The sequence below is a fragment of the Nonomuraea rhizosphaerae genome (genome assembly GCF_019396405.1).
GTDB classification, from domain to species: Bacteria; Actinomycetota; Actinomycetes; order Streptosporangiales; family Streptosporangiaceae; genus Nonomuraea; species Nonomuraea rhizosphaerae.
The window spans coordinates 20,832-43,089 of the sequence record NZ_JAHKRL010000387.1 but is presented as its reverse complement, the minus strand read 5'-3'; the positions used below and the strand labels follow the sequence as shown (position 1 = coordinate 43,089).

Here is a 22,258-nt window from a genome sequence, read left to right as displayed (position 1 = left end):
GGCGTCGAAGACGCCGTCGACCGAGCGTGACAGCCGCTTCTTCTGCACCCGTTGTGTGGGGCCGTAGGGCAGGCCGGGGACGATCTCCACGTAGCGCGGCACCTGGTAGTACGCCAGGCGTTCCTTGCACCATTCGTACACGTCGGCGGCGGCCGGGGCGGCCGGGTCCGAGGTGTGGACGACGAGCTTGATGTCGTCCTCGCCGACCGGCGACGGGACGGCGATGGCGGCGCTGTCGACCACGCCGGGGCACTCGTTGGCGACCCGCTCGATCTCCCAGGCGGAGACGTTCTCGCCGCGGCGGCGCAGGCTGTCGGTGGCCCGGCCGGCGAAGTAGAAGTAGCCGTCGCCGTCCACGTAGCCGAGGTCGCCGGTCCGTACGATGCCGTGCAGGAGCGTCTGGCTCGTCCTCTCCTCGTCGCCGAAGAAGCGCACCATCGTCAGGCCGGGCTGCTTGGGACGCAGGATGATCTCGCCCACCTGGTCGGGCGCGGCGGGACCGCGTCCGCTCGGGTCGGCGATCCAGGCGTCGAACTGCGGGATCGGCCGGCCGATGGAGCCGGGCGGGCCGTCGGTGTTGAGCAGCGCGAAGTTGGCCGCCTCGCTCAGGCCGTACCCCTCGCGGAGCTGGACGCCGAAGCGGTGCTCGAACTCGCGCCACCTGTCGCGCGGCGCGGCGGCGCCCCAGACGATCGTCACCGGGTTGTCGCGGTCGTCGGCGCGGGGCGGCTGGGCGAGCAGGATGTTCAGGACGCCGCCCAGGTAGTGCAGCTTCGTCGCGCCGGCCGCGCGGATCTGGTCCCAGCACCGGGAGGCGCTGAAGCGCTCGACCATCGCCACCCGGGCGCCGCAGTTGACCGCCATGTAGAGCGTGGTCCAGCCGGCGATGTGGTAGAAGGGCTCCCACAGGAACAGGACGTCGTCGCGGCCCACCTCGGCCAGCTCGGCGGCGCTGGCCGCGCCGAGCTGCAGGAAGCGCTCGTTGAGCACGGCCCCCTTGGGCGGGCCCGTGGTGCCGGAGGTGTAGGAGATCATCACCTCGCGGTCGAGGTCGTGCGGTACGGGCGGCCCCGGGGGAGCGGGACTGTCCAGCGCCGCCGCCAGCGGCACGCCACCGCCGAGGTGCGCGTCGGGGGAGTCGGCCAGGCCGTGCCAGAACAGCCGGGGCGCCTGTCCGCACTCCTGCAGCGCGGCCGTGATCTCCGTGGCGAACTCCGCCTCCGCGACGATCGCCGCCGCCCGCACGTCCGCGAGCTGCGTGGCGAGCCCGGCCCGCTTGAGGTGCGTGCTGACGGGCACGTGCACCGCCCCGCCCCAGGCCAGCGCGTACACCGTGACGACGTGGTCCAGATGGTTGCGCAGCATCACCGCGACCCGGTCGCCGGGGCGGACGCCGTGCGCGGACAGGCCGGCCGCGCAGCGTCCGACGCGGCGGACGAAGTCGCCGTACGTCAGCGACTCGCCCTCGAAGCGGCAGAACACCCGGCCGGGCTCACTCGCGGCCCTCTCCTGGAGAGCCTCGATCATCGTCAACACCAGGCAATAACCTTTCCTCGGATGGTCAGCAGGGGCGGCGTACCGCCTGCCAGAGCTGCACGGTCATGCTCACGGCGTCCCAGACGGGCAGACCGGTCGCGGCGCGGACGGATGCGGCGTACGGCGGCAGGTTCGCGCATTCCAGGACGAAGCCCGCGACGGTCGGGTCCTCCCGCGCCACGCGTACGCACCGCCGCGTCACCTCCTCGCCGACGGCGGCCACGTCGAGCGGGCCGGGCGAGCGGTTCATGAGGTGCGGGTAGAGCAGCTCGCAGTCCTCCAGGCCGATCAGCGTGAGCCGCTCCCGCTCGGCCGGCGTGACCCCGGCGCCCAGGAAGTGGGACTCGCCCAGCGTGCGCCCGTTCGCCGTGACGACCGCCAGCCGCCGCCCCGGGCCGATGGACCTGAGCGCCGCCGGGATCTGCATCAGGCTGGACGTCATGATCGGCACGGTGACGCCCGCGGCCAGCTCCGGCTGGATCGAGGCGAGGAAGCCGCAGGTCGTCACGATGCCCGCGACCCCGTACGCGACCAGCTTCGCGGCCCCGCACAGGAACGGCTCCAGGAGGGCGCGCGGATCCTCCTCCACCACGCGGTCGGGCGGGGCCCCCTCCACCGCGTGGTACAGCACCGGGAAGTCGAACGTGCGCGCGTTGCCGACGTCCCCGACCGGCCGCGGCAGCGTCACGTCCGTGACCAGGACGCCGATGTCGACCCCGTAGAACCGCCTGCCGGGCTGGAGCAGCTGGGGGCCCGTCAGTAGATCCGTCAAAGGCCCCATCAGCGGGCCGTCCCGGCGCGGTGGCGGGCCAGGAAGCGCTCGGCGCCCTCCCGCGAGACGCCCGCCTCGAAGGCGTCGTGGTGCAGCGTGTGGGCGTCGCGGAAGGCCTGGTCGAGTCGGGGCCGCAGCCGTTCGTAACACCATCCCTTGGTCGCGGCGAAGGTGGCGGACGGGTAGGAGGCCAGCAGCTCCGCCTGGGCGAGCGCCGCGCGCAGCACCTGGTCGGGCGCCTCGACGGCGTCGACGATGCCCTCGGCGAGCAGGCGGCCGGCGGGCAGCAGCTCGGCGCTCAGCGCCAGCGTCCTGGCCCGCAGCGGGCCGACCACCTCCTCCAGCAGCCACGTGCCGGTCACGCTGGCCAGCCCCCAGCGGACCTCCGTCTGTCCCATGCGCGCCTCGCGCGAGGCCACCCGGTAGTCGCACAGCAGGGCGAACTGCAGCCCGGACCCGGCCGCGACGCCGTTGACCGCGGCGACGACCGGCTTGGGCAGGGTCAGCACCTGGCGGTACAGCTCGTGGATCTCGCTGATCCACTCCGTGTCCGAGCCCCAGGTGACGACCTCGTTGAAGTCCTGCCCCGCGCAGAACGCGCCGTCGTCGCCGGTGAACACGACGCCGGACACGCTGGGGTCGGCCGCCGCGTCCGCGAGCGCGGCCGACAGGTCGGCGCGCATAGCCCGCGTCCAGGCGTTGAGCCGCCCGGGAGCGGAGATCGTGATGACGCGCGTCCCTGATTCCTGGCGCGCGAGTATCTGGCCCACAACAGGTCTCCTTTTCGGAAGGGGCTCAGTGGTCGAGGACTCGGCGGATGAAGGCCTGCGTACGCGGCGACGACGGCTTGGTGAACAGCGTCCTGGGCGGCGCCTCCTCGATCACCCGGCCCTCGTCCATCATCACGACGCGGTCGGAGATGTCCCGGGCGAAGCGCATCTCGTGGGTCACCAGCAGGGTCGTGATGTCGGTCTCCGCGGTGACCTTCCGTACGACCTCCAGGACCTCGCCGACCAGCTCCGGGTCCAGTGCGCTGGTGATCTCGTCCAGCAGCAGGACCTTCGGGCGCAGCGTCAGCGCGCGGGCCAGCGCCACGCGTTGCTGCTGGCCGCCGGACAGTTGCAGCGGATAGCAGTCGGCCTTGTCCCGCAGCCCGACCATCTCCAGGTGCTCGATCGAGCGGGCGCTCGCCGCGCTCCTGCCCAGCCGCATGACGGTGCGCTGGGCCAGGTCGAGGTTCTGCAGGATCGTCATGTGCGGGAAGAGGTTGAACTGCTGGAACACCATGCCGAGGTTGCGGGCGATGCGCCGCGACTCCTTCGCCGAGACGTTCGTGATGCTCTCGCCGAGCACCCGGATGTCGCCCCGGTCCGGCCGTTCCAGCAGCATCGCCAGCCGCAGCACGGTCGTCTTGCCCGAGCCGCTGGGCCCGATGAGCGTGACCGTCTCGCCGGGGGCGACGGTCAGGGTGAAGTCGTCGAGCACCACCGTGTCGCCGAACGCCTTCCCGACTCCTCGGAAGTCGAGAGCGGGCGGCTTAGAACCCGCCACGGGCGACCCTCCTCTCCAGTGCGCGGACCATCCACATCGACGGCAGGTTCAGCAGCAGGTAGAGCACCCCGGCCAGCGTGTACGGCTCCAGGTAGCGGTACGAGGCGTACCCGGCCGTCTGCGCGGTCGTCAGCAGGACCGGCACGCCGATCGTGACGAGGAGCGCCGTCTGCTTGTAGATGACGATGATGTACGCGCCCAGCGCCCCGACGCTGTTGCGCACGACCATCGGCAGGATGACCCGGGCCCAGGTCGTGCGCCTGGGCAGGTTCAGCGCGGCGCAGGCGTCCCACATGCCGCGCGGCAGGCTGACGATGCCGCCCCGGTACACCTCGGAGCAGTACGCGCCGTACACCACCCCGAGCACGAGCACCCCCGTCGTGTACGGCGACAGGACCACGCCGTACTGCGGCAGCGCGTAGAAGGCGAAGAACAGCAGCACCAGGATCGGCAGCCCGCGAGCCAGCTCCACGAAGCCGCGGACCAGCAGCTTGACCCGTCCCGGCGCGAACCATCCGGCCACCGCGATCAGCATGCCGAGCCCCAGCGCCAGCGCGCCGGCGGCCAGCGTCACCACGAACGTCTCCCGCACCCCGCTCAGCAGGGCCGGCATGATCGACCAGGCGTACTGCCAGTCCCACGTCACCGGGCACCCCCCAACGCGCCCGCCGTCGCGGCCCTGCGGACGGCGCGGACGCTGCGGGTCAGCGGCAGGAAGTACTCGGCCGTACGGAAGATCCCGGCGACGGCCAGGCACAGCAGCAGGTAGAGAGCCCCGATCAGCAGGTAGACGGGGATGGTCTCGTTCGTGTGCGCCCGTGCGGTGTTGCCCCAGTACAGGACGTCCTGAACGGTGACGAAGCTGACGATCGACGTCCACTTCACCATGTCCACCGCGATGCTCCCGAACGCGGGCACGATCTGGCTCCACGCCTGGGGCAGGCGGACCTTGAACAGCGTCACCGCGCGGGACAGGCCGAGCGCGTGGCACGCGTCGCCCTGGGCGTGGGGGATGGAGCGCAGGCCCGCCCGTACGGTCTCCGCGCCGTAGGCCCCGCCGTTCAGCCCGAGCACGAACACCGCCGCGAACGCCGGATCGACCATCACCCCTCCGGGCAGCAGCGGCAGCGCGTAGTACACCCAGAAGAGCTGCACGAGCACCGAGGTGCCGCGCAGCAGCTCCAGGCCGGTCGCGGTCGAGACGCGCACGGCGCGCGACCGGCCGACGCGCAGCGTCCCCAGCACGCCCGCCACGACGGCGGCCAGCAGGATGCTCAGCACGGCGATCCGCGCCGTCGTGGCGTAGCCCTCGAAGATCTTCGGCAGGTACGGGATGATCTCGTTCACACGCACGCCTTCGACACCAGGGCGCGGCTGATCGACTTGATCTCCTCGGGGTTGGGGAACCCGTGGCTGGTGTAGAGGGTGGCCAGCGCGCCGGACGCGCGCATGCGTTCGAGCTCGGCGTCGAAGGCGTCCCGCGCCGCGACGTCCTTCTTGCGGAAGCCGATGCCGATCATGGAGACCGGCGACGACGCGTCCACCCGCACGTCCATCGAGGCGTCGGCCACCTTGCGCAGCGTGAACTGACCGGCCCCGAACGCGTGGGCCCGGCCGCTCTTCACCGCGGCGATCCCGGTCTGCGAGTCCGGGACGGTGACGAGCTGGCTCTGCTGGACGCCCCGCCTCCTGGCGAACGCCTCCTGGGCGGAGCCGCTGAAGACCGCGAGCTTGACCTCCGGGTTCTTGGCGATGGCGGCGTAATCGGTGATGCCGTGGGTGTCGCCCTTGGTGACCGCCAGGGCCTCGTGCTGCGCGGTCACCGGCTGGGAGAACGCGATCACCGCGCAGCGTTCGGCGGTGATGTTCAGGGCGCCGGGCAGGGCGTCGAAGGTACCCGCCTGGAGGCCGGGGATCATGGCGTCGTACGTGGCGGACTCGGCGCACAGCCTGGGCACCCCGAGCTTGCCGAGGACCGCCTCGGTGACCGCCGGGACGTACCCGCCGGCCTGGCCGCCGGCGGTGATCGTGCTGTACGGAGGGGCCTCGGCCAGCGCCACCTTGGCGCAGCCCTTCTGCTTCATCGCGGCGATCAGGTCGCCGTTCGCCTGGGCGGAGCCGCCGCACGCGGCCGTCGTGGCGGCCAGGGCGAGCCCCAACGAAATTGATAGGATTTTTGGTGATTTATGCTGCTTTATCATGGCCGGTTCCTCTCGCACCGATCCACCGACCTTCAATGTCAGGGACATTAGGCGCGGCTGAGAAGAACCGTCCAACACCAATTCCGACCCGCAGCGATATCGGGCTGATATCTTGACTTGCGTGGAGATAAGGCATTTGCGGTATTTCCTCGCGGTGGCCGACGAGCTCCATTTCGGCCGGGCCGCCGCCCGCCTGCACATGAGCCAGCCGCCGCTCTCCCAGCGCATCGCCGGACTCGAACGCGAGCTGGGCCTGTGCCTGTTCACCCGGGAACACCACAAGGTCACGCTCACCCCCGCGGGCGAGGCGCTCGTCCCGCTGGCGCGCTCGGCGGTCGAGGCGTTCGACGCGGTCGGCGAGGTGATGAAGACGCAGCTCGGGATCGTCCGCGCCGGCTTCCCGACCGACACCTCGCCGGGGGTGGTCAGCGACCTGGCCGCCGCGCTCCAGCGCCACGGGCTCAGGCTGGACTGGCACGAGGCGTCCACCGCCGAGCTGCAGGTCCTGCTCACCGAGCGGACGATCGACCTGGCGGTGATGCGCCTGCCGCTCAGCGTGGAGGGCCTGTGGTCCGGCCCGCCGCTGCGGCAGACGCTGGGCGCCATCACCGCGACCGACCACTGGATCGCCGCGCGTACGGAGCCGATCGAGCTGACCGAGCTGAACGGGGAGCCCCTGCTGCTGTTCCGCCGCGAGATCGCGCCGAACCTCTACGACGCCCTCCTGCGCGCCTGCCACGACGGCGGGTACCACCCGTCGGACATCAAACAGGGCATCCGGCTCATGGACAGCCTCATGGTCCAGGCGCAGCTCACCGAGACCGGCGCGGTCATGTTCGGGGTCAGGCACCGGGCCGAACGCCACTCCGAGTACGCCTGGACGCCGATCGCCGGGAACCCGGTCTGGTGGGACACCGCGGTGTTCTGCGCCAGGAACCGGCGCGACGCGCCCCACATGCGGACCGCGATCCAGGCGGTGACGGACGCGCTCAAGCGGCACGACCACTGGTTCGAGCCCTGACGTCTGGTTCGAGCCCTGACGTCTGCTTGGGGCCCTGACGTCCCAGGTTCACCACGTGGATGCCTCGCCGCCCCTGACGTGAGGGTCCGTCGTCATTTCCGCATGACGACATGGTCGCGAGACCCTTTCAGGGAAGGACGCGCGCCCATGACGATCTCTCTGGACACCGGCCGTCACACCGTCGGCCTGGCCGTCGGTCCCCGGGACGTGCAGGCCGCGCAGCGGCTGCGGCACGAGGTCTTCTCCGGGGAGATGGGGGCGCGGCTCGACAGCCCGGTCTCCGGTCTCGACGTGGACAGGTTCGACGCCTACTGCGACCACCTCGTCGTCCGCGAGGGCCGGGAGGTGGTCGCCACCTGCCGGCTGCTGCCCGCCGGGCGGACGGACCGGCTGCTCTCCGACGGCGCGTTCGAGCTCGGCGCCCTCGCCGGGATCAGGAAGGGGCTGGTGGAGGGCGGGCGCATGTGCGTTCACCGCGACCGCCGGGACGGAGCCGTGGTCGCGCTGCTGTGGGCCGGGATCGCGCGCTACCTGCTGAGCGGCGGGCACGAGTGGCTGGCGGGCCGCTGCCCGGTGCCGCTCGGCGACGGCGGCGTGGCCGCGAACGGCGTGGTGAAGCGGGTGGGGCTGGGGCCGCAGGAGTATCGGGTCACGCCGCGCCGGCCGTGGCGGGGCGGGAGGAAGGCGGTGGGCGGCGGCCGGTTCGTGCCGCCGGCCTTGTTGCGTGGTTTTCTGCGGATGGGGGCGTGGGTGTGCGGGGCGCCCGCGCACGACCCGGACGCCGGGGCCGCCGACTTCTTCATGTTGCTCCCGGTGGGCGACGTGAGCCCTCGTCATCTGCGCCGCCTTGGCTGAGGTCGCCCGGTAAGCGGAAACCCTGGCAGGCGGGAACGCCGGTAAGCGGAAATGTCGGTGATATCCGGCATGGATCTTCGGCTAGGGACTACCCTGAGCGCGGCGGAGGGTGATCATCCGATCTGTACGGGGTGAAGCGGTGACGGTTCCTCGCGCGTTGGGGTTCGACGAGCCGAAGACCATCGGTGACCATCGGATCTCCGCGCTGCTCGGAGAGGGCGGCCAGGGGGTGGTCTACCTCGGCGAGTCGCCCGGACGGGCGCCGGTGGCGATCAAGGTGTTGCACGCCCGGCTCGCGGCCGACCCCGAGGTGCGGCGGAGGTTCCTGCGCGAGGCGGAGGTCGCGGCGAGCGTCGCCGCCTTCTGCACGGCCCGGGTCCTCGGCACCGGCATGCTGGGCGACCGGCCGTACATCGTCAGCGAGTACGTGCCGGGCCCCTCGCTCGACGCCCTGGTCAAGAGGGACGGGCCGCGCAGCGGCAGCGGGCTGGAGCGGCTGGCGGTCAGCACGCTGACCGCGCTCGCCTCCATCCACCAGGCCGGGATCGTGCACCGCGACTTCAAGCCGGGCAACGTGATCCTGGGCCCCGAGGGGCCGGTGGTGATCGACTTCGGGATCGCCAGGGCGCTCGACCACATGACCAGCCACGCCCACGTCGCGGGGACGCCCGCGTACATGTCGCCCGAACAGCTCACCGACCAGGCGGTGAGCGCCGCGTCCGACATGTTCGCCTGGGCAGGGACGATGGTGTTCGCGGCCACGGGACACACGCCGTTCCGCGGGGCCGCCGTGCCGGCCGTCCTGCACGCCATCCTGTCCGCCGAGCCCGACGTGTCCGGGGTGCCGGAGCCGCTGCGGAGCCTGGTGGCCGCGTGCCTGTCCAAGGACCCGAACGCGCGGCCCCGCGCCGCGCACCTGCTGCGCGACCTCACCGGCCAGACGCCGTCGGGCGGCCCCACGATCATCGAACGGCGGCCCGCCAGGCGCGGGCGCGGACGGTGGCCGGCGCTCGCCGCCGTGGCCGTCGCCGCGGCTCTGGCCGTGACGGCCGGGGTGCTGTACGTGCCCCGGTTGACGGCGGCGGAGCAGCCGGTCGCCAAGGGGTTCGACCTGGCCTCCTTCCCGCGGGTCGACGTGGACGACCGGTTCGCCGAGGACACCTCCGGCCGGTACGCCGCCTACCAGCCGCACAGCGGCGAGGCCGTGCCCGCGATCAAGGCCGGCCAGGGGACGTACGCGGCGACCGGCACCACGCCGTACTTCGGCCTGGTCGCCGGGCCGGGCGCCCTGCCGCCGTCCGGCGCGGCCGTCAGCGTGCTGACCGCGGGCGCGTTCGCGGGGAGCGGGCAGTTCGAGGACAGTCTCTTCGTCGGCTGGGTCAAGAACGGCGAGAGCTACGTGACCGCCTGGTACAACCACACCCGCAAGGAATCGGGCCTTGAGGTGCGGGTGGACGGCGCGTTCGTCAGCACGCCCGGCTCGTCGCCGCTGACCCTCAAGCCGGGCGACCGCTTCGCGCTGCAACTGTCCGGCGACAGGATCACCTCGTACGCCGAGAGCGGCGGCACGTGGCGCCGCCTGGGAACGGCCGCCATCGGGGACGTGCTCGGCACTCCGCAGGCGCGGCAGCAGTACCGGTACGGGTTCGGCCTGCGCGGATCGACCGGCACGATCGGCATCGCCCGCACCGAGGGCCGCAGCGCCCAGGAGTGAGATCATCGCAGCATGACCCAGCAACCACTTGCTCCTGACGAGCTGCTGACGACCACGCGGACCGTGCGCAAGCGGCTCGACCTCAAGCGTCCCGTGCCGATGGAGCTCGTCCGCGAATGCCTGGAGATCGCCCTCCAGGCGCCCACCGGCAGCAACCGGCAGGGCTGGCACTGGATCGTGGTCACCGACCCCGAGCTGCGCGGCAGGATCGGGGACTACTACAAGCGCTCGCTCCACGCGTACTACCGGTCGGGCACCTCGGCGACCAGCCTGTTCAAGGACGACCCGGTCCGCGCCGAGACGCAGCGGCGCGTCTCCGACAGCTCGCTGCACCTGGCCGAGCACATGGGGGACGTGCCGGTGCTGGTGATCGGCTGCCTCCGGCTCTCCACCGGCGGGCTGCCCGAGGGCAGTCAGGCGTCGTTGTGGGGGTCGCTGCTGCCTGCCGCCTGGAGCTACATGCTGGCGGCCAGGGCGCGGGGGCTCGGGACCGCGTGGACGACGCTGCACCTGGCGTACGAGCGGGAGATCGCGGAGCTGCTCGGCATTCCCGACGACGTCCGGCAGGGCGTGCTGCTCCCCACCGCGTACTACACCGGCGAGACGTTCAGGCCCGCCCCGCGCGTGCCGCTGGACGAGGTGCTGCACCTCGATCGGTGGGCGTGACCAAAACTGACATCTCCCGTCAAGGGTGTTAGGTTGACGGCCGTGGAACAGGACCAGGAGCACCGGCGGGCGCTGGTTTTCGGGGCGGTGCTGGTCGGTGTGGTGCTGTTGCTGCTCGTGGCGTTGACGGTGTTCCTCATGGTGGCCGGTCCTGATTGATGGCCGGTCCTGACTGATGGCCGGTCCTGATTGATGGCCGGCTCTGATCGGCGGGTCCTGGTTGACGGTGGCCGCCGGTCGCGGCGGGGCGGGCACAATCGGTGTCGTGCGGTTTCGGATACTCGGTCCCCTTGAGGCGCGCCGGGCCGACGGCAGCCCCATGGCGACCGGCGGGCCACGGCTGCGGGCGCTGCTGGCCCTGCTGCTCCTCGACGCCGGCCGGATCGTCACCGCCGAACGCCTGATCGACGGCCTGTACGGCGACTCCTCCGGTGCCGTGAACGCCCTGCAGTCTCAGGTCTCCCGCCTGCGCCGGGGGCTCGGGACGGACGCGCCCGTGGAGTTCCACCCCGCCGGGTACCGGCTGGCCGTGGACCCCGGCGAGGTGGACGCGCTGGTCTTCCAGCGGCTGGCGCATGAGGGCAAGGCCGCCGCGACCCCGGTGGAGCGGGCCGGGCTGCTCGGGCGGGCGCTCGGGCTGTGGAGGGGGCCGGCGCTGGCGGACGTACGCGCCGCTCCGTTCGCGGAGGGGCAGGTCACGCGGCTGGAGGAGCTGCGGCTCGACGTCACCGAGGAGCGGATCGAGGCCGAGCTGGCCCTGGGCCGGCACCGCGAGCTGGTCGGCGAGCTGCGGGAGCTGGTCGCGGCCCACCCGGTGCGGGAGCGGCCGCGCGGGCAGCTCATGCGGGCTCTGTACGGGAGTGGGCGGCAGAGCGAGGCTCTGAGCGCCTATGAGGAGGCCCGGGCCGTTCTGGCGGAGGAGCTGGGGGTGGATCCGTCGCCGGAGCTGGCGTCCGTGCACCTGGCCGTGCTCCGGGGCGAGCTGCCGGTCTCCCACGAGCTGCCGGTCTCCCGCGAGCTGCCGGTCTCCCACGAGTTGCCGGTCGTTCGGGAGGCGCTGATCGTCCCGCGCGGGGCGCCGTCCCAGTTGACCAGCTTCGTGGGCAGGCGAGCGGAGATGAGCGCGATCGCCGAGCGGCTCGCCTCGTCCCGGCTGGTCACGCTGATCGGGCCGGGAGGGGCGGGCAAGACCCGGCTCGCCATAGAGGCGACCGCGCGGCGGCCGGGCGGGTCCGCGTTCGTGGAGCTGGGCGAGCTGCCCGAGGGCGGCGACGTGGCGCAGGCCGTGCTGGCCGCGCTGGGCCTGCGCGACGGCCTCCTGTCCACCGAGCAGCGCGGCCCGCGCGAACGGCTCGTCGCGGCGCTGTCCGACCGGCCGGCGCTGATCGTCCTCGACAACTGCGAGCACGTCGTGGACGACGCGGCGGCCCTGGTCCACCGGCTGCTGGGCGCCTGCCCCGAGCTGCGCGTCCTGGCCACGAGCAGGGAGGCGCTCGGGATAACCGGCGAGGCGCTCCTTCCCGTCGCGCCGCTGGAGCTGCCGTCCCCGGACGCCGCGCCGCTGTCCGCCGCCGCCGTGCGGCTGTTCGCGGACCGGGCGGCCGCCGTGCGCCCCGGGTTCGTGGTCGACGACGCCAACGCCTCGGACGTGCTGCGGATCTGCCGGGCGCTCGACGGGCTGCCGCTGGCCATCGAGCTGGCCGCCGCCCGGCTCAGGTCGCTGCCGGTGGGCGAGGTCGCGGCGCGGCTGGACGACGCGTTCGGGCTGCTGTCCAGGGGGAGCCGCACGGCGGGGCCGCGGCACAGGACGTTGCGCGCGCTGGTCTCGTGGAGCTGGGACCTGCTGGAGGCGGAGGAACAGCGGCTGGCCAGGAGGCTGAGCGTGTTCCCCGGAGGGGCCCGGCTGGAGTCGATCGAGGCCGTGTGCGGGGTCGCCGACACGGTCGGGGCGCTGGCCGGGCTGGCCGACAAGTCGCTGGTCGAGGTGGCTGGCGACCGCTACCGGATGCTGCGCACCGTCCACGCCTTCTGCGCCGAACGGCTGGAGGAGGCCGGCGAGACCGCGCGGCTGCGCTCGGCGCACGCCGCGCACTTCCAGGCGCTCATGGCGACGGCCGCGCCGCATCTGCTGCGCGCCGAGCAACTGGAATGGCTGGCCCGGCTCGACGCCGAGCACGACAATCTGCTCACCGCGCTCCGCCACGCCGATCCCGCGCTGGGGCTGCGGCTGGTCGCGGACCTGACCACGTACTGGTGGCTGCGCGGACGCCGTACGGAGGGGGTGGCGCCCGCCCGCGCGCTGCTGGCCGCCGTCGGCGCCTCGCCGCCCCCGGAACTGGCCGGCGAGTACGTGCTGTGCGTCCTGAGCGCCGTCCACGGCGGCGGCCTCGACCTGCGGGAGCACGTACGGACGGCCACCGCGCTCATGGTCTCGGCGGACCTCGTCGCCGACCGCCCGCAGCTCGTCTTCCTCTGGGCGACCTTCGCCGGGCCGGTGGAGGCCGACCTCCGCGACGCCATGACGGAACACGTCCGTCCCGGCGAAGGCCCGTGGCGGCAGGGGCTCGACCACGTCGGGCGCGGCGTGCTCGCCCAGATGGTGGCGGGGGACGTGGTGGCGGCCGAGCGGTCGTTCGAGCTGGCGCTGGAGAGCTTCCGCGCGCTCGGGGAGCGGTGGGGGCTGCTCACGTCACTCGCCGAGCTGGCCGAGCTGGTGGCGTGGCGCGGCGACCGGACGCGGTTCGAGGCGCTGATGTCGGAGGCGATCCGGCTGGCGGACGAGCTGGGGGCCGTGGAGGACCGGGCCGACCTGCTGTGCCGCCGCGCCGACGGCATCCTGCTGCTGGGCGAGCCGGCGGCGGCCCGGCCCGGGTACGAGGAGGCGCTCGACCTGGCTCGCCGGGTGGGGGCGCTGGAGGCGGCCGCTCGGGCGCGGCACGGGCTGGCCGAGGTGGCTCGGCTGTCGGGGGACGGGGAGGGGGCGCGGCGGGCGTACGAGGGGCTCCTGTCGGAAAAGGCCGCGGTCGTTGCCGCCGATGGCGGGGCGTTCGGGACTCGTGCGGTCGTCTCCGCTGATGGTGGGTCGTTCGGGGCCGATCTCGGTGGTGTGCGGGTGCTGATCGGGCTGGGGTGGATCGCCGCTCAGGACGGCGACCCGGCTCGGGCGGCCGAGCTGCAGCGGGAGGCGTTGCGGCGGGCGTTCGAGCTGCGCAGCCGGCCGCTCGTGGCGCTGGCGGTCGAGGGGCTGGCGGGGGCGGCGGCCTTGACGGGCGCGTACGAGCGCGCCGCCGCGCTCCTGGGGGCGGGCCGGGCCTGGCGCGGGACGGCGCTGGCGGGCAACCGGGACGTGGCCAGGGTGTCGGCCATGGCCAGGGCCGCGCTGGGGGAGGCGGCGTTCGCGAAGGCGTACGAACAGGGCGGCTCGCTCGGCCAGGACGACCTGCTGGCGACCCCAGGTCAGCCGGGATGACTGGGGCTAGTGTGTCTGCGGTGAGCGGTGAGCGGGTCGTCGGCGGGTACGTGCTGCGGCGCGTCCTCGGCCGGGGCGGCATGGGCGAGGTGCACCTGGCCACCACGCCTGCCGGTGGCCTGGCCGCGGTCAAGGTGATCCATCCGTCGCTGGCCAGGGACCCGGCGTTCCGGCGGCGGTTCGAGCGGGAGGTCGCCGCCGCGCGGCGGGTCGCCCGCTTCTGTACCGCTCCCGTGCTGGACGCGGGGATGGACGGGGATGTCGCCTATCTCGTCACCGAGTACGTGAAGGGACCGGATCTGGCGCAGGCCGTACGCGAACGCGGGCCTTTGTCAGGATCCGACCTGGAGGCGCTGGCCGTCGGCATCGCCACGGCCCTGGCCGCCATCCACGGCGCCGGAGTCGTGCACCGCGACCTCAAGCCGTCGAACGTGCTGCTGTCCCCCCTCGGCCCGCGCGTGATCGACTTCGGCATCGCGCGGCTCGTCGACAGCGACAGCGTGGTCAGCCAGTCGATCCTGGGCACGCCCGCGTTCATGGCGCCCGAACAGGTGCGCGGCGAGCCGCTCGGCCCCGCGGCGGACGTGTGGGCGTGGGGCGGGGTGATCGCGTTCGCCGGGACCGGGCGGCTGGTGTTCGGGGGCGGGGCTCCCGCCGAGGTGCTGTACCGGATCGTCAACGAGGGGCCGCGGCTCGACGGGCTCGACGAAGGGCTGCGGGAGGTGGTCGAGCGGGCCCTGGCCAAGGACGCGCGGCTGCGGCCGACGGCTCAGCAGCTCCTGGAGTCGCTGATGGGCGGACGTCGGCTCAGCCCCGCCTCGGCAACGGAGGTGGTGGAGCGCACGTGGACGGGGCCGGGCCTGCCGGCCACGGACGCCACCCCGGTACGGCCTGCCCCGTCCGTGCGGCCCGCTCCGCAGCAGGGCGCCGACGTGCGACGAGCACCGCAGATGGGCGCTGATGTGCCGATTGCTCCCAAAGTGCGGCGGCGGTGGCCGTGGGTGGCCGGGGCGGCCGGGCTGGTCGTCGCGCTCGCCGTGGGGGTGGTCGTGGTGCCTCAGGTCCTGGCCGAGCGGTGGCCGTACGACGCGAAGTTCGCCGACTCGTGGGCGACGGGAACCTCCGGCGGCGGGAACGCGCGGGTCGTGGGGACCGGTTACGTGCTGACCGCTGAGCCGGGCTGGCGGCTGTGGAAGTCGGCGCCCAGGAGCGAGCCGGACGGCGGCGTGCTGGTCACCGCGCGGGCCCGGCTCGAACAGGGCTCCGGCGACTACGGCGTCTGGTGCCACGGCTCGACCGGCTCAGGTGACCGCTACGAGTTCGGGGTGAACGGCGCGGGCCGCGCCACGATCGTCAAGCGCCGTGCCGGGCAGAAGGGCACGCCCTTGTACGGCCCGGCGGCGATCAAGGGATCGACGGGGTACGAGCGGATCGTCGCCGAGTGCGGCGGCGGCGACGCCGGTCGGGTGGCGCTCCGGATGTGGGTCGACGACCGTCTCGTCGCCGAGGTGACCGACGGTGGTGACCCGCTCGGGACCGGTGAGGCCGGGGTGCACGCGGCCCCCGACACCAAGGAGTCGCTGCGCGTACGCTTCGAGTCGTTCACGATCGCCCGCACGAAGAGCTGAGTGGCGCGCATGGAGCCGTCGAGCACCACGCGACCCGCCGGGCGGCGTCGATGAAGCCGTTGCGGTTCCGGATGCTCGGGCCGTTGCAGGCCGATGGCGGCCCCGGCCCCGGCCCGGCGAAGCACCGGGCGGTGCTGGCCGCGCTGCTGGTCTCCGCCGGGCGGGTGGTGCCGATCGAGCGGCTGATGGCCGTGGTGTGGGACGACCGGCCGCCGGCGTCGGCGGAGCCGGTGCTGCGGGTGTACGTCAGCGCGTTGCGGAAGCTGGTCGACGGCATCAGGACCGTCCCCGGCGGGTACCTGATCGCGGTCGAGCCGGACGAGGTGGACTGCCACCGGTTCGAGCGGCTGGTGGGACAGGCCCGGCGGGCCAGGGACGCGGGCCGGGACGAGGTCGCCGCCGACGAGCTGAGGCAGGCGTTGGCGCTGTGGCGCGGGGAGGCGCTGGCCGGCGTCGAGTCCCCGTACCTGCGCAGGACGTGGGGCGTCCCCCTGGAGGAGCTGCGGCTGACCGCGCTGGAGGAGCGGGTGCGGCTGGACCTGCGGCTGGGCAGGGGCGGTGAGGTGGTCGGCGAGCTGCGGGCGCTCGTGGCGGCCTACCCGCTGCGGGAGCGGGCGTGGGGGCTGCTGCTCGACGCGCTGGGCCAGGCCGGGCGCAGGGCCGAGGCGCTGGAGGCGTACCGGGAGGCCCGCCGGGTGCTGGTGGACGAGCTGGGCCTGGAGCCGGGGGCCGAGCTGGTCGAGGCGCATCAACGGGTGCTGTCGAGCGAGGCGCCGCCGTCCAGCATGCCCATAAACGAGACGCCGCCCGATATTTCCGACTTCACGGGCCGGGTGGCCGTCCTCGCCTGGATCACCGCGAACGCCCCTCACCGGAGAGAAGCCGCGAGCCGGGACGAGAGGGCGGCGACGCACGGGCAGACCCCCGCTCAGCGGCACGACGCGCCCGTCCACCTCGTCGTCCACGGGCCGCCCGGGTGCGGGAAGTCGGCCGTGGCGATCCGCGCCGCCACCGTGCTCGACCTGCCCGGCGGTCGTCTGTACGCGTCGCTGCGGGACCGGCCGCCGGGAGCGGTGCTGGAGGACCTGCTGCGCTCCCTCGGCTGCCCGGACGGCGGGGTGCCCGCCGAGCTGGGCGAGCGGGTCCGCCTCTACCGCCGGATGACCGCCGGCCGGCGCCTGGTGCTCGTGCTCGACGACGCCACCGACGAAGGACAGGTGCGGCCGCTGCTCCCCACCGGGCCGGGCAGCGTGACGTTGGTGACGAGCCGTTCGCCGCTGGCGGGGCTGGAGGCGGCCAGGGCGTACGAGCTGGGGGTGTTCGAGGCGGACGAGGCCGTCGCCATGCTGGCCGAGGTCGCCGGGCGCGAGCGGGTCGCCGCCGAGCCCGAGGCGGCGCTGCGCATCGTGCGGCTGTGCGGCGCGTTGCCGCTGGCGCTGCGGATCGCCGGGTCCCGGCTGGCCAGGAAGCCGGGGTGGACGCTCGCCCACCTGGCGGGACGGCTGGGCGACGAGCGGCGACGGCTGGACGAGCTGAGCGCGGGCGACCTGGCCGTACGCGGGAGCCTGGCGCTCGGCTACGACGGGCTGGCCGGCCCCGAGCGGCTGCTGCTGCGCAGGCTCGGGGCGCTGTCGGCGCCCGACTTCGCGTCCTGGCCGTTCGGGGCCGAGCTGGAGCCGCTGGCGGAGGCGGGGCTGCTCCAGTCGCTCGGCCTGGACGAGGCGGGCGGCGAACGGTACGGCTGGCACGACCTGACCAGGCTCTACGCCGCCGAACGCCTTGCCGCCGAGGACGGAGGGCCGGGCGCGGTGCTGGCCGGGATCGCGGGCGAGATCCTCGACAGGACCAGGCACGCCCGCACCGCCCTCCTCCCCGCCGAGCCCGGCTCCGGCCGGACCCTGGCCCGGACGGAGGAGCACCTCCACGACGCGGGAACGACCGGGCGGCTGCGGGACGACGCGCGGTGGCTGAGCGCCGAGCGGCGGTTCCTGGTGGCGACCGTCACCGACTTCCACCGGGCCGGGCTGCACGAGGCGGCGTGGCGGCTGGCGTTCTACCTGACGCCCCTGTTCGAGCTGGGCGCCCATCACGACGACTGGCACGCCACCACGGCGACCGGCCTGGACGCGGCCCGGGCGGCGGGGCACCGGGAGGGGGAGGCGTTGCTGCTGCGCGGGCTGGCCGACCTGCACCGGGCGGAGGGGCGGCACGAGGCCGCCGCCGCCGCGTTGCGGGCCGCGCAGCCGCTGGTGGAGGGGGTGGAGCTGGCCCGGATCATGCTCAGGCTGGGGCTGGTCGAGCGGCGGCCGGTCGAGGCGGAGCGGGCGTTGGTGCGGTGCTTGACGGTGTTCGAGGAGGCGGGGGACCGGCGGGGCAGGGCCGACGCGCTCAGGGCGCTGGGGGCCGTACGCGGGGATCTGGTGCTGCTGGAGCGGAGCCTGACGGCGTACGGCGAGCTGGGGGACCCGCGCGGTGAGGCCGAGGCGTTGCTCGACCTGGCCCGGCTGCACCTCGACCTGGCCGAGCGGCACCATGACGCCGGGGAGCTGGCGCGGGCGAGGGAGTGCGCCGAGCGGCGGGTCAGGATCAGCGGGCGGCTCGGCGATCGGCTGCCGGAGGCGGCGGGGCTGCTGGTGCTGGCCAGGGTGGCGGCGGCGGAGGGCGCTCCGGAGGTCGCCGTCAGAATGGCGGAGCAGGCGGGGGAGACCTTCGAGGCGCACGGTGATCGGCGCGGTGCCGCGTACGCCCTGATTGTCCAAGCTAGAGCGCATCTCGACCTTGATGAGGTTGATGCGGCGGTTGAGAGCGTTACACGAGTTATGGGAGAGTTTGACAGCCTCGGTGACGAGCAAGGGCGCGCCGAGGCGGAGCGGCTCGCGCAGGAGGCGCGCAGACGCCGTGGCTTGCCGGCGGGCTGACCTGGCAGTCGGCCTGTCCCGGCCGCGCAGGCTGACTCTGGCCCCGCAGGCCGATCTGCCCGCATAGCCGACTATGCGGATTCTGAAGGTCGTCCGGCTAGCGTCGGGCCGCGAAGTTCCATCCCAGCGACAAAGGTGATCACATCATGCGAAAGACGATCGCGTTGGCTGTCGCGGCCGTCGCGCTGACCGGCTGCGGCATGCTCCCCGGCCAGCAGGGCGGGGGCGGCGAGGAGAAGCAGAACGCGTCCGAGCAGACCACGCAGGCCACCCAGGAGAGCCCGGCGGCCGACACCGCCACCGAGGCCGCCCCGACGGCCGACGCCGAGGACAGCACGAGGCCCGGCGAGCAGCAGACCGAGCCTTCCCAGGAGGTCAAGGCGATCGTGAGCCGGGAGGTCAGGACCGGCAAGGGCGGCGAGTCCGGCAGGGCGCGCGTCGACATCACCGTGCTCAAGCGGCAGGGCAGGACGATCAGCCTCAACTGGACCGTCACCGTCACGGACGGCAAGATCAGCCTGCACAACGGCATGGGCACGGGCCAGCTCGACTTCACCGTCTCGGCCGTCTCCCTGATCGACCCGGTGAACGCCAAGCGCTACCGCGTGGCGCGCAACGGCACCGGCGACAGCGCCGAGTGCGTCTGCTCCGACACCCAGGGCCAGTTCCTCGACAAGGGCGACGCCGCCACGCTCTACGCCGTCTTCGCCGCCCCGCCTCCTGACGTCACGAAGATCAATGTCGAGATGCCGATGATGGGCGTGTTCACCGATGTTCCGATCTCTTAGCGTCGCGCTGGCACTGGCCCTGTCCCCGACGCCCGCCCCGCCGCAGAACGCCACCGGCGTCGTGGAGGACCTCGTCCTGCCGGTCGAGGACATCATCGGCGAGGTCGAGTCGCTCGACGGCACCGAGAGCGAGACCAAGCGGGGGCAGCAGGTGACGGTGGCGCTGACCAGCGACGTGCTGTTCGCGGTGGACAAGTGGGTGCTGACCGCCAAGGCCAGGCAGCGGCTCCGGGACGTGGCCGCGAAGATCAACGAGGAGGGCGCGGGGGGCGTGGTCCGGGTCGAGGGCCACACCGACGACCAGGGCGCCGACGCCTACAACAACACGCTGTCGCTGCGCCGCGCGCAGGCCGTGCAACAGGCGGTCAGGGGGCTGCTGACCGGCGCGAACACCACCCTTCAGTCGAAGGGCTACGGCGAGAGCCGCCCCAAGGCCCCCAACCTCGTCGACGGCCGGCCCGTCGCCGCGAACCGCGCCAAGAACCGCCGGGTGGAGATCATCTTCAAGGTGAAGCAGTAGGAACAGGCGGGTCAGTCGCCCGGCAGGGTGCCCAGGGTCACGGTGACCGTCCTGCGGCCGCCGTCCGACCGGACGATCTCCACCTTGGCCTGCTGCCCCGGACGCAGCGTCGTCAGCACCTCGGCCAGCTCCGACATGGTCGCCGTCTCCTTCCCGTTGATCGAGACGATCACGTCGCCGGCCCGGATCCCCGCCTTCTCGGCGGCGCTGCCCTTGTCGACCTTGGCCACCCCGGCCCCGGTCGGCTTGCCGTCGCTGCCGATCACCGTGCTCCCCCGGATGCCGAGCGCGGCCCGGTGGCTGTTGGTGACCTTGCCGTCGCGCACGATCTGAGCGGCGATGTCCGTGGCGGTGTTGCTCGGGATCGCGAACCCGATGCCCGGTGCGGCCCCGCCGCCGAGGTCGGGGTCCGTGGCGGCGAGCGTGGGGATGCCGATGACCTGCCCGGACATGTCGACCAGCGCGCCGCCGCTGTTGCCGGGGTTGATGGCCGCCGACGTCTGGATGGCGCCGCTGATCGTCGCGCCGGGGGAGTCGGGGGCCTGCGGCTCGCTGACCGTACGGCCCAGCGCGGAGATGATGCCGTCGGTGACGCTGCCGGACAGCCCCAGCGGGTTGCCCATGGCCAGGACGAACTGCCCCACCCGCAGCTGCGAGGAGTCGCCGAACCTGGCCGGCGTCAGCCCCTTGGGATCGTCCACCTTGACGACGGCCAGGTCGCCGCCGCTGAAGGTCTTGACGAGGCGGGCGGTGCGCGGGGCGCTGCCGGTGGCCAGCGTCACGTTCATCTGGGTCGCCTGGCCCACGACGTGCGCGTTCGTGAGGACGTGGCCCGCCGAGTCGTACACGATGCCCGAGCCGAGCCCCACCTTGGTGGTGATCTGCACGATCGACGGCAGGACCCGCTTGATGACCAGCTCGTACGTCTGCTCCAGCGGCTGGACCGCCACCGGCGAGCTGGCGCCGGCGGAGGGCGCGGGGGAGGCCGGGCCGGTGGTCGTGGCGGGCGCCGGCGACGCCGGGCCGGCCATGGTGGCGGGCCCCTGCGAGGCGCATCCGGCCACCAGCACACCGGCGGCGATCCCTGCGGCGATCTTGCTCATGCAGGGTATCTGCCCCGCTCACCTGGAAAGATACGCCTCCCGAACCGACCGTCTGCTGAGTTTGCCGGTGGGTGTGCGCGGCAGCGCGTCGCGCAGCTCGATGACGCGCGGATGCTTGAGCTTGGCCAGCCGGGGCTCGCAGTGCCGCAGCAGCTCGGCCGCCAGCCCGCCGGTCTCGGCCCCGGTCGCGGGCTGGACGAGCGCCACCACCCGCTGGCCCCACTCGGGGTCGGGCACGCCGATGACGGCGACGTCGGCCACGGAGGGGTGCTCGAGGAGGGCGGCCTCGATCTCGGCGGGGTAGATGTTCACGCCGCCGGAGATGATCAGGTCGGTCCTGCGGTCGAGCAGGAACAGGTAGCCCTCGTCGTCCAGGTAGCCGATGTCGCCGGGGGTGTAGGCGCGGCCGCGCATGGAGGCCGCCGTCTTGCCGGGGTCGCCGTGGTACTCGAAGCGGTTCACGCCGCCGATGTAGACCAGTCCCGGCTCGCCGGGGGCGACCTCCTCGCCGTCCTCGCCGACGATCGTGAACGCCATCCCGTCCAGCGCCCTGCCGACCGTGCCCGGCCTGGCCAGCCACTCCTGGGAGGAGACCATGGTGGCCACCGCCGCCTCGGTGGAGCCGTAGTACTCCCACAGCACCGGGCCGAGCCAGTCGATCATCGCCTGCTTGGTCGCGGGCGGGCACGGCGCCGCGCCGTGGTAGAGGTGGGTGATCGACGACAGGTCGTACGACTCCCGCTCCGGCACGGCCAGCAGCCGGTGGAACATCGTGGGCACCATGAACGCGTTCGTCACCCGGTACCGCTCGACCAGCGCCAGCGTCCCGGCCGCGTCGAACCGCTCGGGCGCGACGACCGAGTGCCCGAGCTGCAGCGCCATCATCGCCTGCCCGTACGGGGCCGAGTGGTAGAGCTGCGAGCACACCAGGTGCACCCCGCCGGACGGCAGCCGGAAGTGCCGCCAGCTCTTGCGCTCCAGGATCGGGTACAGCTCCTCCGGCGACAGGTCCAGCAGCCGCCTGCGCACGCCCTTGGGACGGCCGGTGGTGCCCGAGGTGTAGAGCATCATCGACCCGGCCCGCCGGTGCGCCGGCGGGTCCCCCGGCTGTCCGGCGACGAGGTCGGCGACCGTCAGCGAGCCGGGCGCGATCACCGCCCTCGCGCCGCAGTCCGCCACGATGTAGCCGATCTCGTCCGCCGTGAAGTGCCAGTTCACCGGCACCAGGTAGGCCCCGATCTGGTACGTCGCGAGCATCGTCGTCAGGGCGTCGAGCCCGTTCCTGAGCACGGTCACCACGGCGTCGCCCGGCCGTACCCCGCGTTCGACCAGGCCGTTGGATGCCTGGTGGACGCGGTGGAGCAGCTCGCCGTACGTCACGCCGCCAGGGCCCAGCAGAGCGGGGCGTCCGGGGTCGGCGGTGGCGATCTCGTAGAAGCCCCTCATGTCCGCGACCATACAGAATTAGATTCTGCAGGGGGAATAGCGGAATTATCCCGCTCGTTCGTGACGTAAC

The 22,258-nt window shown here is 73.3% G+C and carries 18 protein-coding genes; 9 read left to right on the top strand and 9 right to left on the bottom strand.

What is annotated here, in order from left to right:
- The 7 genes from KME77_RS19975 to ehuB all read right to left on the bottom strand — a co-directional run.
- The coding region (locus KME77_RS19975; protein ID WP_219469993.1) for an AMP-binding protein at positions 1-1,527 on the bottom strand (1,527 nt) is incomplete at its 3' end.
- A gap of 34 nt (positions 1,528-1,561) precedes the next feature.
- Positions 1,562-2,308 (bottom strand): aspartate/glutamate racemase family protein, encoded by a 747-nt coding sequence (locus tag KME77_RS19970; protein ID WP_219469972.1) that lies wholly within the window; start codon positions 2,306-2,308, stop codon positions 1,562-1,564.
- Between the two features lie 8 nt (positions 2,309-2,316).
- The gene (locus tag KME77_RS19965; RefSeq protein ID WP_219469970.1) at positions 2,317-3,078 is read right to left on the bottom strand and encodes an enoyl-CoA hydratase/isomerase family protein; all 762 of its coding nucleotides are present in this window, start codon (positions 3,076-3,078) and stop codon (positions 2,317-2,319) included.
- Between the two features lie 25 nt (positions 3,079-3,103).
- Positions 3,104-3,859, bottom strand: a complete 756-nt coding sequence (locus tag KME77_RS19960) for an amino acid ABC transporter ATP-binding protein (protein WP_219469969.1) — start codon at positions 3,857-3,859, stop codon at positions 3,104-3,106.
- The gene (locus KME77_RS19955) at positions 3,846-4,505 is read right to left on the bottom strand and encodes an amino acid ABC transporter permease (RefSeq protein ID WP_219469967.1); all 660 of its coding nucleotides are present in this window, start codon (positions 4,503-4,505) and stop codon (positions 3,846-3,848) included. Before KME77_RS19955 ends, KME77_RS19960 begins: the two co-directional genes overlap by 14 nt.
- A complete protein-coding gene (locus KME77_RS19950) occupies positions 4,502-5,206 on the bottom strand; it encodes an amino acid ABC transporter permease (RefSeq protein ID WP_219469964.1) in 705 nt (234 codons plus the stop codon). Before KME77_RS19950 ends, KME77_RS19955 begins: the two co-directional genes overlap by 4 nt.
- Complete coding sequence (gene ehuB / locus KME77_RS19945) at positions 5,203-6,018, bottom strand: ectoine/hydroxyectoine ABC transporter substrate-binding protein EhuB (protein ID WP_219469962.1); 816 nt, start codon at positions 6,016-6,018, stop codon at positions 5,203-5,205. Before ehuB ends, KME77_RS19950 begins: the two co-directional genes overlap by 4 nt.
- A gap of 163 nt (positions 6,019-6,181) precedes the next feature.
- Between ehuB and KME77_RS19940 the strand changes: the two genes are divergently transcribed.
- The 9 genes from KME77_RS19940 (at position 6,182) to KME77_RS19900 (ending at position 19,639) form a co-directional block, all read left to right on the top strand.
- Positions 6,182-7,081 (top strand): LysR family transcriptional regulator, encoded by a 900-nt coding sequence (locus KME77_RS19940; RefSeq protein ID WP_219469959.1) that lies wholly within the window; start codon positions 6,182-6,184, stop codon positions 7,079-7,081.
- Between the two features lie 147 nt (positions 7,082-7,228).
- On the top strand, positions 7,229-7,936 hold the full coding sequence (locus tag KME77_RS19935) for a GNAT family N-acetyltransferase (protein ID WP_219469958.1): 708 nt from the start codon (positions 7,229-7,231) through the stop codon (positions 7,934-7,936).
- A gap of 139 nt (positions 7,937-8,075) precedes the next feature.
- The gene (locus KME77_RS19930; RefSeq protein ID WP_219469956.1) at positions 8,076-9,650 is read left to right on the top strand and encodes a serine/threonine-protein kinase; all 1,575 of its coding nucleotides are present in this window, start codon (positions 8,076-8,078) and stop codon (positions 9,648-9,650) included.
- A gap of 12 nt (positions 9,651-9,662) precedes the next feature.
- A complete protein-coding gene (locus tag KME77_RS19925; RefSeq protein WP_219469954.1) occupies positions 9,663-10,316 on the top strand; it encodes a nitroreductase family protein in 654 nt (217 codons plus the stop codon).
- Between the two features lie 265 nt (positions 10,317-10,581).
- Positions 10,582-13,785 (top strand): AfsR/SARP family transcriptional regulator, encoded by a 3,204-nt coding sequence (locus tag KME77_RS19920; protein WP_219469952.1) that lies wholly within the window; start codon positions 10,582-10,584, stop codon positions 13,783-13,785.
- 20 nt (positions 13,786-13,805) lie between these two features.
- Complete coding sequence (locus KME77_RS19915) at positions 13,806-15,413, top strand: serine/threonine-protein kinase (protein ID WP_219469950.1); 1,608 nt, start codon at positions 13,806-13,808, stop codon at positions 15,411-15,413.
- Positions 15,414-15,463: 50 nt separating this feature from the next.
- Positions 15,464-18,331, top strand: a complete 2,868-nt coding sequence (locus KME77_RS19910) for an AfsR/SARP family transcriptional regulator (RefSeq protein ID WP_219469947.1) — start codon at positions 15,464-15,466, stop codon at positions 18,329-18,331.
- Between the two features lie 146 nt (positions 18,332-18,477).
- Entirely contained in the window at positions 18,478-19,119 is a 642-nt protein-coding gene (locus KME77_RS19905; protein ID WP_219469945.1) for a hypothetical protein, read from the top strand.
- On the top strand, positions 19,103-19,639 hold the full coding sequence (locus KME77_RS19900) for an OmpA family protein (RefSeq protein WP_219469943.1): 537 nt from the start codon (positions 19,103-19,105) through the stop codon (positions 19,637-19,639). The genes KME77_RS19905 and KME77_RS19900 overlap by 17 nt, the downstream gene beginning before the upstream one ends.
- A gap of 11 nt (positions 19,640-19,650) precedes the next feature.
- Here the strand turns inward: KME77_RS19900 and KME77_RS19895 are convergent, their stop codons facing one another.
- Entirely contained in the window at positions 19,651-20,742 is a 1,092-nt protein-coding gene (locus KME77_RS19895; RefSeq protein ID WP_219469941.1) for a S1C family serine protease, read from the bottom strand.
- Between the two features lie 18 nt (positions 20,743-20,760).
- Positions 20,761-22,188: an AMP-binding protein gene (locus KME77_RS19890; RefSeq protein WP_219469939.1), complete on the bottom strand. Its 1,428-nt coding sequence runs from the start codon at positions 22,186-22,188 to the stop codon at positions 20,761-20,763.
- Positions 22,189-22,258: the final 70 nt, after the last annotated feature.